14 protein-coding genes are annotated in these 13,357 nt (G+C 64.4%); 10 read left to right on the forward strand and 4 right to left on the reverse strand.

Features of this window, described 5'->3' with window-relative positions:
* Positions 1-247 precede the first annotated feature (247 nt).
* From galU to O9320_18945, 4 genes are read left to right on the forward strand one after another with little or no spacing between them, the layout of a single operon-like run.
* Complete coding sequence (gene galU / locus O9320_18930; protein MCZ8312927.1) at positions 248-1,117, forward strand: UTP--glucose-1-phosphate uridylyltransferase GalU; 870 nt, start codon at positions 248-250, stop codon at positions 1,115-1,117.
* A 12-nt stretch (positions 1,118-1,129) separates the two neighbouring features.
* The gene (locus O9320_18935) at positions 1,130-2,464 is read left to right on the forward strand and encodes a UDP-glucose/GDP-mannose dehydrogenase family protein (protein ID MCZ8312928.1); all 1,335 of its coding nucleotides are present in this window, start codon (positions 1,130-1,132) and stop codon (positions 2,462-2,464) included.
* Positions 2,461-3,861, forward strand: coding sequence for a phosphomannomutase/phosphoglucomutase (locus O9320_18940; GenBank protein ID MCZ8312929.1), 1,401 nt, complete (start codon positions 2,461-2,463; stop codon positions 3,859-3,861). The genes O9320_18935 and O9320_18940 overlap by 4 nt, the downstream gene beginning before the upstream one ends.
* Positions 3,862-3,878: 17 nt before the next feature.
* Positions 3,879-4,301 (forward strand): gamma-glutamylcyclotransferase, encoded by a 423-nt coding sequence (locus tag O9320_18945; GenBank protein MCZ8312930.1) that lies wholly within the window; start codon positions 3,879-3,881, stop codon positions 4,299-4,301.
* Here O9320_18945 and O9320_18950 read toward each other — a convergent pair.
* Entirely contained in the window at positions 4,298-5,584 is a 1,287-nt protein-coding gene (locus O9320_18950; GenBank protein ID MCZ8312931.1) for a D-alanyl-D-alanine carboxypeptidase, read from the reverse strand. The genes O9320_18945 and O9320_18950 overlap by 4 nt on opposite strands.
* A 141-nt stretch (positions 5,585-5,725) precedes the next feature.
* Here O9320_18950 and O9320_18955 point away from each other — a divergent pair, with 141 nt between their 5' ends.
* A complete protein-coding gene (locus O9320_18955) occupies positions 5,726-6,412 on the forward strand; it encodes a hypothetical protein (protein MCZ8312932.1) in 687 nt (228 codons plus the stop codon).
* A 262-nt stretch (positions 6,413-6,674) separates the two neighbouring features.
* Here the strand turns inward: O9320_18955 and O9320_18960 are convergent, their stop codons facing one another.
* The gene (locus O9320_18960; GenBank protein MCZ8312933.1) at positions 6,675-6,821 is read right to left on the reverse strand and encodes a hypothetical protein; all 147 of its coding nucleotides are present in this window, start codon (positions 6,819-6,821) and stop codon (positions 6,675-6,677) included.
* On the opposite strand from O9320_18960, the gene phaP reads away from it, so the two are divergent.
* The 4 genes from phaP to O9320_18980 all read left to right on the forward strand — a co-directional run bounded on the left by phaP (position 6,820) and on the right by O9320_18980 (position 11,002).
* Entirely contained in the window at positions 6,820-7,281 is a 462-nt protein-coding gene (phaP, locus tag O9320_18965; GenBank protein ID MCZ8312934.1) for a TIGR01841 family phasin, read from the forward strand. The two genes, O9320_18960 and phaP, sit on opposite strands and share 2 nt — an antisense overlap.
* Positions 7,282-7,479: 198 nt before the next feature.
* The gene (clpS, locus tag O9320_18970; protein MCZ8312935.1) at positions 7,480-7,818 is read left to right on the forward strand and encodes an ATP-dependent Clp protease adapter ClpS; all 339 of its coding nucleotides are present in this window, start codon (positions 7,480-7,482) and stop codon (positions 7,816-7,818) included.
* Between the two features lie 349 nt (positions 7,819-8,167).
* Complete coding sequence (clpA, locus tag O9320_18975) at positions 8,168-10,519, forward strand: ATP-dependent Clp protease ATP-binding subunit ClpA (protein MCZ8312936.1); 2,352 nt, start codon at positions 8,168-8,170, stop codon at positions 10,517-10,519.
* A gap of 48 nt (positions 10,520-10,567) precedes the next feature.
* Positions 10,568-11,002, forward strand: coding sequence for a cyclic nucleotide-binding domain-containing protein (locus O9320_18980; protein MCZ8312937.1), 435 nt, complete (start codon positions 10,568-10,570; stop codon positions 11,000-11,002).
* Here the strand turns inward: O9320_18980 and O9320_18985 are convergent.
* Together O9320_18985 and O9320_18990 are read right to left on the reverse strand one after the other, a co-directional pair.
* Positions 10,977-12,146, reverse strand: coding sequence for a GNAT family N-acetyltransferase (locus O9320_18985; GenBank protein MCZ8312938.1), 1,170 nt, complete (start codon positions 12,144-12,146; stop codon positions 10,977-10,979). The two genes, O9320_18980 and O9320_18985, sit on opposite strands and share 26 nt — an antisense overlap.
* Positions 12,147-12,149: 3 nt before the next feature.
* Positions 12,150-12,617, reverse strand: coding sequence for a RidA family protein (locus O9320_18990; protein ID MCZ8312939.1), 468 nt, complete (start codon positions 12,615-12,617; stop codon positions 12,150-12,152).
* 100 nt (positions 12,618-12,717) lie between these two features.
* On the opposite strand from O9320_18990, the gene O9320_18995 reads away from it, so the two are divergent.
* On the forward strand, positions 12,718-13,350 hold the full coding sequence (locus tag O9320_18995; protein MCZ8312940.1) for a hypothetical protein: 633 nt from the start codon (positions 12,718-12,720) through the stop codon (positions 13,348-13,350).
* The last annotated feature ends 7 nt before the right edge of the window (positions 13,351-13,357 follow it).

Below are 13,357 nucleotides of genomic sequence, written 5' to 3' on the forward strand. Positions count from 1 at the left end.
GGGTGAAACAACGCTAAATCAGAGGCTTAGACTCGAAAACGTCGCGCCTATGTCGCGTCCACGTCGCGTGGGCGCTGCGCCGATGTCGCGTCCATGTCGCGCAGATGTCGCACGGCCGCGTTTTGGGTGCCGCAGGGTCAACTTGCGGGGCGGGCGTGGCTATGGCATTAGCGCCACGGGCATGAAGGCGTGGGCTTGCGCGTTCTCTGCCGCAACCCCTCTGGCACTGTTTCAGGAATCACGTTTCATGATGCGCCGCGTTCGCAAAGCGATCTTTCCCGTGGGCGGTCTTGGCACGCGGTTTCTGCCCGCGACCAAGGCGATGCCCAAAGAGATGCTGCCCGTCGTCGACACGCCGCTGATCCAGTATGCGGTCGAAGAAGCGCGGGCCGCCGGCATTGAGGAATTCATCTTCGTCACCGGGCGCGGCAAGACCACGATCGAAGACCATTTCGACCATTCCTACGAACTCGAACATACGCTCGAAGCGCGCGGCAAAACCGCCGAACTCGAAGCGCTGCGCGCCTGGCTGCCGCCGGCCGGCGACGTTGCCTACACGCGCCAGCAAGTGCCGCTGGGTTTGGGCCATGCGGTGTGGTGTGCCCGCGATCTCGTCGGCGACGAGCCGTTTGCCGTTTTGCTCGCCGACGATTTGATCTTGGCCAAGACGCCTGCACTCAAGCAAATGTGCGATATCTATCCCGAAGTGCGCGGCAACATGGTTGCGGTGATGGACGTGCCGAAGGCGCATACGCAGCGCTACGGCATTCTGTCGCCCGGCCGCGACGACGGGCGGCTCGTGCAGGTGCGCGGCCTCGTCGAAAAGCCGAAGGCCGAAGAAGCGCCGTCCACGCTCGCCGTGATCGGCCGCTACATTCTCGAGCCCGCCGTGTTTGCCCATCTCGACAAGAAGTCCAAAGGGGCAGGCGGCGAAATCCAACTCACGGATTCGCTGGTGCCCATGATCGGCACGAGCCCGTTCCACGGCTATCGCTTCGAAGGCCAGCGCTTCGATTGCGGCGACAAAATCGGCTTTTTCGAAGCCCAGATCGCGTTTGCGCTGGCGCGCGCCGATCTGGGGCCGGCGGCGCAAGCCGTCATCAAGCGCTACACTTAAAGGGAATCGAACATGCGCATCGTCATGGTGGGAACGGGCTATGTCGGCCTGGTGACCGGAGCCTGCTTCTCGGAATTCGGCGTCGACGTGGTTTGCGTCGACAAGGACGAAGGCAAGATCGCGCGCCTCAAGGCCGGCGGCATTCCGATCTTCGAGCCGGGCTTGGACAAGCTCGTCGAATCGAACGTGAAGGCCGGTCGCCTGTCCTTCACGACCGATCTCAAAGCCGCCGTCCCCGGAGCCGATGCTGTGTTCATCGCGGTCGGCACGCCGTCGCGCCGCGGCGACGGCCATGCCGATCTCTCTTACGTTTACGCCGCCGCCGAAGAGATCGGCCGCGCATTGACCGGCTATGCCGTGGTCGTGACAAAGTCGACAGTACCCGTGGGTACGGGTCGCGAAGTCGCCCGCCGCATCAAGGCCGTGCGGCCCGATGCGCAGTTCGACGTCGCCTCGAACCCGGAGTTCCTGCGCGAAGGGGCCGCGATCGGCGACTTCATGCGGCCCGACCGCGTGGTTATTGGGGCCGAAAGCGAGCGCGCGCGCGACGTGATGCGCCAGCTCTATCGCCCGCTTTATCTGATCGAAACGCCGATCGTGTTCACGGCCCTCGAGACGTCCGAGCTCATCAAATACGCCGCCAACACGTTCCTTGCGGCCAAGATCACGTTCATCAACGAGATCGCCGATCTGTGCGAAAAAGTGGGTGCGGACGTGCACGACGTCGCCAAGGGCATCGGCCTCGACGGGCGCATCGGCAAGAAGTTCCTGCATCCCGGTCCCGGCTACGGCGGCTCGTGTTTCCCCAAGGACACGCTGGCCTTGGTGAAGACGGCTCAGGATTACGGCTCGCCGCTGCGCATCATCGAAACGGTCGTCGACATCAACGACAAGCGCAAGAAGCGCATGGCCGAAAAGGTCGTCGCTGCCTGCGGCGGTTCGGTCAAAGGCAAGACGGTGGCCGTGCTCGGCCTCACCTTCAAGCCCAACACCGACGATATGCGCGACAGCCCGTCGCTCGACATTCTGCCCGCCTTGCAGGCCGCCGGTGCCCGCGTGGTCGCCTACGATCCTGAAGGCATGCATGAGGCCAAGCACATGCTGCCCGGCGTCGAGCTTGCGAAGGACGCCTATGCCGCGATGGAAGGGGCCGACTGCCTCGTCATCGTGACCGAGTGGAACCAGTTCCGCTCGCTGCAGCTCGATCGCGTCAAGAAGCTGCTGAAATCGCCGATCGTCGTCGATCTGCGCAATGTCTATTCGCCGGCCGACATGAAGGCGGCGGGCTTCGTCTACCATTCGGTCGGGCGCCCCGCGGCGGCCGTCGGTTCCGGAGCCGAGGAATGAGTTTCCGCCACACCTTCGAAGCCACCATCCTGCGCGAATACGACGTGCGCGGCATTGTCGGCAAAACGCTGCATGTGGCGGATGCCTACGCGCTTGGGCGCGGCTTTGGGTCGGCGATCGCAAGCAGCGGCGGCAGCCGTGTGGCGCTTGGGTGGGACGGGCGTCTGTCGTCGCCCGAAATGATGGCGCAAACGGCCAAGGGTTTGGCCGATAGCGGGCTCGAGGTGTTGCGCACCGGCCTTGGGCCCACGCCGCAGCTTTATTTCGCCGTGCGCGAAAACCATCTCGACGGCGGCGTGATGATCACGGGCTCGCACAATCCGGCCGACTACAACGGCTTCAAGATGATGCGCGCCAAGGCCTCGTTCTGGGGCCCGGAGATCCAGGCCATGGGACGTGCCGTTGCGGCCGGCGACTTGGTTTCGGGCAAGGGAAGCGTTGGCGATCTTGCCGTGCAGGCGGCTTACGTGGACCGGCTGCTGCGCGATTTCCCGAAGGCGGGCAAGAAGCTCACGATCGTGTGGGATGCCGGCAACGGCTCGATGGGCGAGGTTCTTGTTGCCGTCGCCAAGCGGCTGCCGGGTCGCCATATTTTGCTCAACGAAAACATCGACGGCACGTTTCCTGCCCACCATCCCGATCCGACGGTCGCCAAGAACCTCGTCCAGCTGCAGAACGCCGTGATGGCCGAGAAGGCCGATCTTGGCATTGCCTTCGACGGCGACGGCGACCGCATCGGCGTTGTGGACGGGCAGGGCCGCATTCTGTGGGGCGACCAGCTCGTCGCCGTGTTGGCGTCGGAGATCCTTTCTCGACTTCCGGGTTCGACGATCATCGCGGACGTCAAGGCAAGCCAGGTCCTGTTCGACGAGATCGCGCGCATGGGCGGTGTGCCTTTGATGTGGAAGACCGGCCACTCGATCATCAAGACGAAGATGACGGAAACGGGCGCACCCTTGGCCGGCGAAATGTCGGGCCATATCTTTTTCGCCGACGGCTGGTACGGGTTCGACGATGCGATGTACGCGGCCCTGCGGCTGCTCGCGATCCTCGTCGGCGGGGAAGCCTCGCTCGCCGATTTCCGCGACCGCATGCCGAACGTCGTCAACACGCCGGAGTTGCGTTTTCCTTGCGCCGACACGCGAAAGCGCGGCGTGGTCGATGAGGTCAAAGCGCGGCTTGCCGCATCGGGCGCCAAGGTCAGCGATGTCGACGGCGTTCGCGTGACCACGGCCGACGGCTGGTGGCTGTTGCGCGCCTCCAACACGCAGGACGTGCTGGTCGCCCGCTGCGAGGCCAAGGATGCGGCCGGTCTGGCGCGCCTCCAGGCGGCCCTCGAAGCGCAGCTTGCGGCCTCGGGCATCGCTTTGCCCGACGACGCGGCTTCCGGCCACTAGATCGGGTGCGGGTCGCGATGCGTTACTTCTTCTACGGCACGCTGATCGACCCCGACATTCGCCGCCATGTGATGGGCGATCTTGCGCCCGCCGCGGTCGAGCCCGCCCGGCTTGAGGGCTGGCGACGGTTCGCGCTCAAAGGTGCCAGTTTTCCGATCGCGCGGCCCGATCGCACGGCGTCGATCGACGGCGTACTGGCCCGTGGCCTCGACAAAGCGGCCGGCCGCTTGCTCGACATCTACGAAGGTCCCGGCTACGGCCGAAGGATTGTTTCGGCGATCGACGCAAACGGCAAAGCCCGGGAAGCCGTTTTGTTCGTCGAGGACGGTTCGGTGGAATTCGTCGTCGCCCCGCAGCCCTGGGACTACGAAGCCTGGGTCCGGCGGCACAAAAAAAACTTCATGGCCGAGCTCAAGACCCAGCCCTGGGCGCCGCGTTAACCGGCGTTGGCGACCGACGCACCGCTTTGGCGGCGCTCGGCGGACGGGCCCACGATCATGCAATCCATGTCTTTGGCGTCGAGCGCCCGGCAGGCAGCGCGCGCTTGGGCTTGCGTGAGGCCGGTGAGGCGGGCGCGATGGGCAGCGGCATTGCGCGCCGCCGAGGCAGGCCCGAGGATTTGGATCTCGGCCTTCGCCACATGCTGGGCGGCGATGCGGCTGGCGTCTTCGGCGGCCTTGCGCGCGGCGACGCGTTGGTTGAAGGCGCCGACCTGGATGGCCCATTCGCCTTGCGCCGGGGCGGCGTCGGTGCGCTGCTGGCTCGAGGCGGGCTTTTCGCTTTTGACGGCGGCGGGCTTGGCCGGCGCGGCGGCAGCGGGCTTCGGTTTGGCGGCGTTGGCCGTCTGGTTGCGGGCCGTCTGATTGCGCGCGGCCGCAGGGGCGGTCGGCGCTTGGGCGACCGCGATATTGGGCGCCCGGCGCTCGAAACCGGCATCGAGCAGCTTGCCCATATACTGGTCGCGCTCGCTGGGGTTCGGGCCGCCGATCACGGCACCGACGATGCGCCGACCGTCGCGCATGGCCGAGGCGACGAGGTTGAAGCCCGACGCGCGGATGAAGCCGGTCTTGATGCCGTCGGCCCCTTCGTACCAGCGCATGAGCCGGTTGTGATTCGCGAACTGGCGGCCTTCGTAGCTGAATTCCGTGGTCGAGAAATAATGGTAGTGGTGCGGATACTGGCGGATCAACTCGCGCCCGAGGGTCGCCATGTCGCGCGCCGTGGTGATTTGCTGGTCGTGCGGCAGGCCCGAGGCGTTCATGAACACGGTGGCACTCATGCCAAGCTGGCGCGCACGGCGCGTCATCATCTCGGCAAAGCGGGGCTCGGTGCCGCCCAGACCTTCGGCGGCGACGACGGCCGCGTCGTTGGCCGAGCGCGTGACGAGGCCGAGGATCACGTCCCGCACGCGAACACGGTCGCCTTCTTCCAGCCCCAATTTGGTCGGAGACTGTCCGGCAGCAAAGGCGGTCACGTTCCAGCGTTGGTCCAGCGTGATCTTCTTTTGGTCAAGGGCCTCGAAGATCAAAAACAGCGTCATCATCTTGGTCAGCGACGCGGGATGGCGACGTTCGTCGGCCCCCTGTTCGCTGAGCACACGGCCGGTCTCGAAATCGACGACGATCGAAGCGTAACGTGCCTGCGCCGGCATCGACAAAGCGGCCATGCCGACAACGGCCAAGGTCGCGAAAGCAAGCCGGAGAAAGCGATCGGAGATGCGCATCGTCGAGGCAGCCTTTGCTGTGTCTTGTTGCAGAATATTTCAGCGACTCGACATTACCTGTGCCTCGCAATAGTGTCACCATATATTCGTGATTCCAGGCAATTGCGACCGACTCTAGAAATGCCCACGAGGACGACAACGATGCAGGCCAAAGCTTTGTTCGCACTCGCCGCCATCTTGGCGACGGCCGCCTGCAGCAATGTCGAGCAGGCGCGCACGCCGGTCGTGGGGCGTCTGTCGTGGTTTGCGCTGCTCGAAGGCCGCGACATTCGCGAAGCCTGCGTCGCCGGGGCGCCCGCGCGCTATCGGCTCGTCTACAACGGCGACTACGAAGACCAGACCCGCGTCTACGATCTCGTGCGCACCGCCGAAGGGGCAACCCTGCGCACGGTCGTATCGGCCGCCAATATCACTTTGTTCAGCTACGGCGGCGGCTACAAAAACCCGTGGCGGCCCGAGCGCGAAAGCACGGCCACCCTCGATCTCGATACCTACCGTGCTTTGGCACGCGCACTCGAGGCGGATGGCTTCGGCGCCCCAACGCGCACCGACATCGCCTTCCCGTCGTGGGACTATTATTGGATCGTGACGGCCTGTGCCGAGGGCAAGTTCCACATCAACGGCTGGCGCGCTGCGGGCAGCCTCGCACCGACATTGGCGTTTCCAGCCTTGCTGTTGATGCACGATAAAACCGAGATTCCCTTTGCGGCACCGCCCGAGAACGCATATGCCGCATATCGCGACCGGGTCCGCGAAGCGGGTGGCGATCGTACATTCGAGGTTCGGCTGGCGCCGAACGGGATTGTCGGACCCTCGAGCCTTTACTGATTTAGTATTTCTTTCATATGGTTAGATATCGCAGCGACGGATTTATGCTGCAGCGCACAATTATCGCTTGAAGCTGCCGGCGAATCGCATATATTGTTGGCATGCTGCATTGCAGCATTTCGACATTGGAAGCGGGTGCCGTGATGGGTAAATCCAAGGGCAAAAACAAGGGCGCAAAGGCGTCGCCGGTCAAGCCGCAGGGCAAGGCCGACGTCGCGATTGCTCCCGCTTCGAAAGCCGAAACTGCTCCGCCGAAAGCGGTTCAACCTGCGCTGCGCACGCCGGAGGCCACCCCCCCGCCGGTCCAGCCTGTCGCAGCACCGCAGGCCGCATCGGCGGCACCCAAAGCACCTGCAACCCAACCGGCGGTCGCAATGATCGCCCCGAAGATCGAGAAAGGATCTCCCATGACCGAACAATTCCAGCAGATCGCCCAGATGTTCAACCCGAAGGGCTTCGAAGACTATATGGGTCAGGCCAAGGAACAGGTCGAAAAGGCGCAGGCCCAGACGACCAAGGCCGTTGCCGACATGGCCGCGTTCTCGAAGGAAAACGTCGACGCATTCGTCGTCGCCTCGACGCTCTACGCCAAGGGCTTCGAAAATGTCGGCAAGGCTTGGTACGCGCTGACCCAGGAAACGGTCGAAGCTTCGGCCGCCGTCGCCAAGGCGCTCCTCGGCGCCAAGACGCTGAAGGAAGCCGTCGACCTGCAGACCGACTTCGCCAAGACGACCTTCGACAAGTACGTTGCCGAGAGCACCAAGCTGTCGGAAATGTCGATCAAGGTCGCCAACGAAGCGATCCAGCCGATCAACGCCCGCGTCAATGTCGCGGTCGAAAAGCTGCTGAAGCCTGCCAACGCGGCCTAATGGCCCGTGGGTGGCTCTGCCGCCTGCCTGCAAAAACCCGTCGGCCGCGAGGTCGGCGGGTTTTTCTTTTTCGCAAGGATTCTGCGCAAATCGGCGCGCACGGGCAATGCACCCCCTTTTAACGGCCCCCCTGAATGCCATATCATCCGCGGCGGAATTGGGGACAAAAAGGCAATGATCGATCGAAATCTGCTGCGGATGGGCGACGAGAAGGACGGCGATCGGGGTCCTGGCGACGACGGGCTTGGTAACGGCGTTGCGCTGCAAACCCGTACGCGGACCAAAAAGCCCGCCATGTACAAGGTCTTGATGCTCAACGACGACTACACGCCGATGGAATTCGTCGTGCATGTGCTCGAGCGGTTTTTCTCGAAGAACCGCGAGGCCGCGACTGCGATCATGCTGCAGGTGCACCAGCGCGGTGTCGGCGTGTGCGGCGTGTTCACGTACGAGGTCGCGGAGACGAAGGTCAATCAAGTGACCGAGTTTGCGCGCCGCAACCAGCATCCGCTGCGCTGCACGCTCGAAAAAGACTGATCAAAAACGAAATCAAAATCTTGTGGTGCCCATCTCTCGCAATTGGGCGCCGATCGTCCTAAATTGATCTTGGTCGCTGAATTCGTCGATGGCGGCGCTGCAACTTCGGACTTCGTCCGATACCGCGCTGCTGCAGGCGAACCCGAACGGCCCGACGTTTGCAGAGTCTCGGCTCGCAAAGTTTTTGCGCTATCGATGGCGCAGTCGGCGTTGCGAGCGTAGAGTTCGAATGTCGGACTCCAAACGTCGCGTCGCGTCGGGTTCGGTACAGCGGTTTGCCAGGCTCCGTTCGGGGCGCGCTGCCGTCGCAGCGTTGCCTCCCGGGCCCAGGGGAGGGGAAGACACGCACATGTTGTCGCGCAATCTCGAACAGAGCCTGCACCGCGCATTGGCACACGCCAACGAACGCCGCCACGAATACGCCACGCTCGAACATCTGCTGCTGGCACTGACCGAAGACCAAGACTCGGTCGCCGTCTTGCGCGCTTGCGGCGTGGATATCGACAAGCTGCGCCGCGATCTCGGCCAGTATCTCGACAACGAATTGGCGGGTCTCGTGACCTCGCGCGGCGGCGAAGCCAAGCCCACGGCGGGCTTCCAGCGCGTGCTGCAGCGGGCCGCGATCCACGTGCAGTCCTCGGGCCGCGAAGAAGTGACGGGGGCCAACGTGCTCGTGGCGATGTTCTCCGAGCGCGAGAGCCACGCCGTCTATTTCCTGCAGGAGCAGGACATGTCGCGCCTCGATGCGGTCAACTACATCTCGCACGGTGTTGCGAAGGTGCCGGGCCGTTCCGAGCCGCGCCGCGTGCGCGGTGCTTCGGAAGACGAAACGACCGGCCAGTCGAACGACCGCGGTCCCGAGCGCGGTCCCGAGCGTGCGGCCGAGAAGCCGGCATCCAAGGGCAAAGAAGGGGCACTTGCCGCCTATTGCGTCAATCTCAACAAGAAGGCGACGCAAGGCAAAATCGATCCGCTGATCGGCCGCGAGGCCGAGGTCGAACGCACGATCCAGATTCTGTGCCGGCGCTTCAAGAACAACCCGCTCTATGTGGGCGACCCCGGCGTTGGCAAGACGGCGATCGCCGAGGGGCTCGCGCGCAAGATCGTGAAGGGCGAAGTGCCCGAAGTGTTGCTCAACGCCACGATCTATTCGATCGACATGGGCACGCTGCTTGCGGGTACCCGCTATCGCGGCGATTTCGAAGAGCGCTTGAAGGCCGTGCTCTCGGAACTTGAAGCGCAGGAAAACGCCATCCTGTTCATCGACGAGATCCACACCGTGATCGGTGCGGGGGCGACGTCCGGCGGTTCGATGGACGCGTCGAACTTGTTGAAGCCCGCACTCGCCTCGGGCCAGTTGCGCTGCATCGGCTCGACGACCTACAAGGAATATCGCGGCTATTTCGAAAAGGACCGCGCGCTTGTGCGCCGCTTCCAGAAGATCGACGTCAACGAACCGTCGATCGAAGATGCGATCAAGATCGTCGAAGGCATCAAGCCCTACTACGAAGAGCACCACAAGGTGCGTTACACGAAGGACGCGGTGAAGGCCGCGGTCGAGCTGTCGGCGCGCTACGTCAACGACCGCAAGCTGCCCGACAAGGCGATCGACGTGATCGACGAGGTGGGGGCGGCCCAGATGCTGCTGCCGCCCGCCAAGCGCAAGAAGACGATCGCGGTCAAGGATGTGGAAGCGACGATCGCCAAGATCGCCCGCATCCCCCCCAAATCGGTTTCGACCGACGACAAGACCGTGCTGCAGAATCTCGAAAGCCAGCTCAAGGGCGTCGTCTACGGCCAGGACCGCGCGATCGACGCGTTGTGCGCGTCGATCAAGCTGGCGCGCGCAGGTCTGCGCGAGCCCGAGAAGCCGATCGGTTCGTATCTGTTCTCCGGCCCCACGGGTGTCGGCAAAACCGAAGTCGCACGCCAGCTTGCCTTGTCGCTCGGCGTCGAACTCAAGCGCTTCGACATGTCGGAATACATGGAGCGCCACACCGTGTCGCGCCTCATTGGTGCGCCGCCGGGCTATGTCGGCTTCGACCAAGGCGGCCTGCTCACCGACGCGATCGATCAGCATCCGCATTGCGTGCTGCTGCTCGACGAAATCGAGAAGGCGCACCCCGATCTCTACAATATTCTGCTGCAGGTCATGGACCACGGGAAGCTCACGGACCACAACGGCAAGAACGTCGATTTCCGCAACGTGATCCTGATCATGACGACGAACGCAGGGGCCGCCGAACAGGCCAAAGCCGCGATCGGCTTCGGCAACGAGATGCGCACGGGCGAAGACGAAGAGGCGATCAAGCGCATGTTCACGCCGGAATTCCGCAACCGCCTCGACGCCACGATCGGGTTCGCGCGCCTGTCGCAGGACACGATCCACAAGGTCGTCGACAAGTTCGTGGGCCAGCTCGAGCGCCAATTGGCCGACCGTCAGGTGGCTCTCCAGGTGTCCGACGAAGCGCGCACGTGGCTCGGCGAAAAGGGCTACGACGAGCTCTACGGGGCGCGTCCGCTCGGCCGCGTGATCCAGGAGAACATCAAGAAGCCGCTGGCCGACGAATTGCTGTTCGGCAAGCTCGCCAAGGGCGGCAAGGTGCGCGTGAAGGTCGAAAACGGCAAACTCGCTTTCGACTATCCGCCGCCGGCCCCGCCCGAAAAGGGTGCTCCCAAAGTGCCGGCACTCGCCGGGTAGCGCGGCTGATCGCGGGGCCCATCGCGGGGCAATTGCAGGAAAGGGACCATGTCGCAGTTCCTGCCGCGCAAGACCTATCGGGCGGGCAAGGCCATCTTCCGCAAGGGCGATGCGGGCGACGTCGCCTATGTGATCCAGAGCGGGACCGTCGATATCGTGCGGCCTGTGGCCGGACAGAACCGGCTCATTGCGACGCTGGCGGCCGGCGAGATTTTCGGCGAGATGGCGCTCATCGACGGCAAACCGCGCATGGCGGACGCGATCGCGGCGAGCGACGTGGTCGTGCTCGCGGTCCCGGCCGACCAGTTCCAGGAAAAGCTGCGCAGCACCGACCCGTTCGTGCGCGCACTCTTGCGCATGTTCGTGAACAATTTGCGCGTAATGACCGAAAAGGTCGTTGCGGCCGAAATGCGCCACGAGGTGGCGACGCGCAATGCGGCGGCTGCGAGCCCGCCTGTTACGCCTGCGGACCCGCCGCCTTGAAGGGGCCCGCCGCCGCAAGCTCGCGGCAATGCGCTTCGACCGCTTGCGCTTCGTTGGCGCAGAAATCGCGCACGGCTTTGTCGAATCCGGCGTCGCGCAGCCGGTGCGCACTCCACGTCGGTACGGGCATGTAGCCGCGCTGGAGCTTGTGCTCGCCTTGCGCACCCGCTTCGACGCGCGTGAGTTTGCGCTCGATCGCGAAATCGAGCGCTTGGTAGTAGCACGCCTCGAAATGCAAATGCTTGAAGTCGCCCGCACAGCCCCAATTGCGGCCGTAGAGCGTATCGCTGCCGATGAGGTTCAGCGCTCCTGCAACCCATTGCCCGTCTTTGCGCGCCATCACGAGCAGCACTTTGTCGGCCATGCGCGCCCCCAACATGTCGAAAAATTCGCGCGTGAGATAGGGGCTGCCCCATTTGCGGTCGGACGTGGAAATGTAGAACTCGAAAAACGCGTCCCAATGCTCGGGTAGAATCGCGTCGCCCGTGAGGCGCACGAGTTCGACGCCCATCTGCGCCACTTCGCGCCGCTCCTTGCGGATCGATTTGCGCCGCGAATGCGAGAGCTCGGCGAGGAACGCTTCGAAATCGGCATAGCCGCGATTGGTCCAGTGGAACTGGAAACCGCGGCGCAGGATGAAGCCCGCATCGGCGAACACGCCGGCTTCTTCTTCCGTGCAGAAGGTTGCGTGCAGCGACGACACGTTGAGCCGCTTGGGCAGATCGGCCATCGAAGCCGCCAGCGCTTCGCGCACGCCCTCGGCCAAGGGGCCGGGGCGCACGAGCAGGCGCGGCCCCGGAACCGGCGTGAACGGCACGCAGACCTGCAGCTTCGGATAATAGCGCCCGCCCGCCCGGCGATAGGCGTCGGCCCAGCTATGGTCGAACACGTATTCGCCGTAGGAATGGCCCTTGGCATACATCGGCACGGCACCCACGAGCGTGCCGGCAGCGTCGCGCGCGATCAAATGATGCGGCTGCCAGCCGGTTTCGGCTGAGGCCGAGCCCGACTCTTCGATCGCACGCAGGAAGGCGTGCGACACAAACGGATTGTCGGCTCCCGCACAGGCATCCCACTCGGCTGCCGCGACCGCATCGAGGCCTTCGATCGTCTCGAGCGAGAGATTGCGGTCGCCGTCGGCCATGCGTCAGGCAAGCTCGGCGACGGCTTCGATCTCGACCGCAACGCCGCGCGGCAGCGACGGTGCGCCCACGGCCGCGCGCGCATGTTTGCCCGCTTCGCCGAACACGGCGACGATAAGGTCGGAAGCGCCGTTGATGACTTGCGGCTGGTCGACGAAATCGGGCGTGCAGTTCACGAAGCCGCCCAGGCGCACGACGCGCACAATACGGTCGAGATCGCCGCCCGCGGCCGCGCGCAGCTGCGACAGGATATTGATCGCGCACAGGCGCGCTGCCGCTTGGCCTTCCTCGATGCCGAATTCGCGGCCGAGCTTGCCGAGGAATTGCGGCTTGCCGTCCTGCAAGGTGATTTGGCCCGCCACGAACACGAGCTTGCCGCTGACCACATAGGGCACGTAGTTGCCTGCCGGTGCAGCCGCTGCGGGAAGGACCAGGCCCAGTTCGGCCAGACGGGCGTCGATTTTTCCGGGCATCGATTTCTCCAAAGCGGGGGGAACAAACGGCGGTGCCGTGCCGTTGGAACGTTAGCCGAGCGGCCTTGCGAATGCCAGAAGTCGCGATAGGATCGAACCCATGCAGCGACGTTTGTTTTTGGCCGGGATTCTTGGTGCGGCAAGTGCGGCGGGCAGCACGCATGCGCAAGGCCGCGCTGCGTCGGCCTTCGCGGTCCCGCGCGACTATGCGATCGACGGCTATTTCGGCCGCGAGACCTTGCCCGCGCGCCTCTATCGCACTCGGACGGCGATCCGCTACGAGGCGCGCAGCGGCTCCGTGGCGCACACGGTTGTGGCTCGGCTTGATCGCGACATTGCGTGGTTCGTGCTGCCGAGTCTGGGCTTGGCCTTCCAGACCGACATTTCGGGCATCGGCTTGAGCCCGCGCGCCCTTGGCGGCGAGGGGTTCCGCGAGCAACTTGTCGCGCGCGAAACCATTTCGGGCATTGCGATGTCGAAATTGCGTTTGACGCGCACGGCTGCCGACCCGGCCTTCGACGGTTTTGCCTGGGTCGGCAACGAAGGCATACTGTGGCGCCTGCAAGGGGCGGGCGAAGCGCAAGGCACACCCGGCACATTCGATTGGCGCTTCGAGAATGCAGCCCTCGGCACGCTCGACCCGGCCCTGTTCGAGGCGCCGCCGGGGCGCGTGGTGCCCGTAGCGGGCGATGCGTTGGCCGCGATGCTGCGGCGTTTCGGTCTCGTGCGCTGAAAACGCT

The sequence above is a fragment of the Magnetospirillum sp. genome (assembly GCA_027532905.1).
Taxonomy (GTDB): domain Bacteria; phylum Pseudomonadota; class Alphaproteobacteria; order CACIAM-22H2; family CACIAM-22H2; genus Tagaea.

Bases quoted from the DNA above. Each gene is read 5' to 3' on its own strand.
- galU (MCZ8312927.1), top strand. From the start codon at position 248: ATGATGCGCCGCGTTCGCAAAGCGATCTTTCCCGTGGGCGGTCTTGGC.
- clpS (MCZ8312935.1), top strand. From the start codon at position 7,480: ATGGGCGACGAGAAGGACGGCGATCGGGGTCCTGGCGACGACGGGCTT.
- O9320_18960 (MCZ8312933.1), bottom strand. From the start codon at position 6,821: ATGGGAGATCCTTTCTCGATCTTCGGGGCGATCATTGCGACCGCCGGT.
- phaP (MCZ8312934.1), top strand. From the start codon at position 6,820: ATGACCGAACAATTCCAGCAGATCGCCCAGATGTTCAACCCGAAGGGC.
- O9320_18995 (MCZ8312940.1), top strand. From the start codon at position 12,718: ATGCAGCGACGTTTGTTTTTGGCCGGGATTCTTGGTGCGGCAAGTGCG.
- O9320_18940 (MCZ8312929.1), top strand. From the start codon at position 2,461: ATGAGTTTCCGCCACACCTTCGAAGCCACCATCCTGCGCGAATACGAC.
- O9320_18990 (MCZ8312939.1), bottom strand. From the start codon at position 12,617: ATGCCCGGAAAAATCGACGCCCGTCTGGCCGAACTGGGCCTGGTCCTT.
- O9320_18935 (MCZ8312928.1), top strand. From the start codon at position 1,130: ATGCGCATCGTCATGGTGGGAACGGGCTATGTCGGCCTGGTGACCGGA.
- O9320_18950 (MCZ8312931.1), bottom strand. From the start codon at position 5,584: ATGCGCATCTCCGATCGCTTTCTCCGGCTTGCTTTCGCGACCTTGGCC.
- O9320_18985 (MCZ8312938.1), bottom strand. From the start codon at position 12,146: ATGGCCGACGGCGACCGCAATCTCTCGCTCGAGACGATCGAAGGCCTC.
- O9320_18980 (MCZ8312937.1), top strand. From the start codon at position 10,568: ATGTCGCAGTTCCTGCCGCGCAAGACCTATCGGGCGGGCAAGGCCATC.
- clpA (MCZ8312936.1), top strand. From the start codon at position 8,168: ATGTTGTCGCGCAATCTCGAACAGAGCCTGCACCGCGCATTGGCACAC.
- O9320_18955 (MCZ8312932.1), top strand. From the start codon at position 5,726: ATGCAGGCCAAAGCTTTGTTCGCACTCGCCGCCATCTTGGCGACGGCC.
- O9320_18945 (MCZ8312930.1), top strand. From the start codon at position 3,879: ATGCGTTACTTCTTCTACGGCACGCTGATCGACCCCGACATTCGCCGC.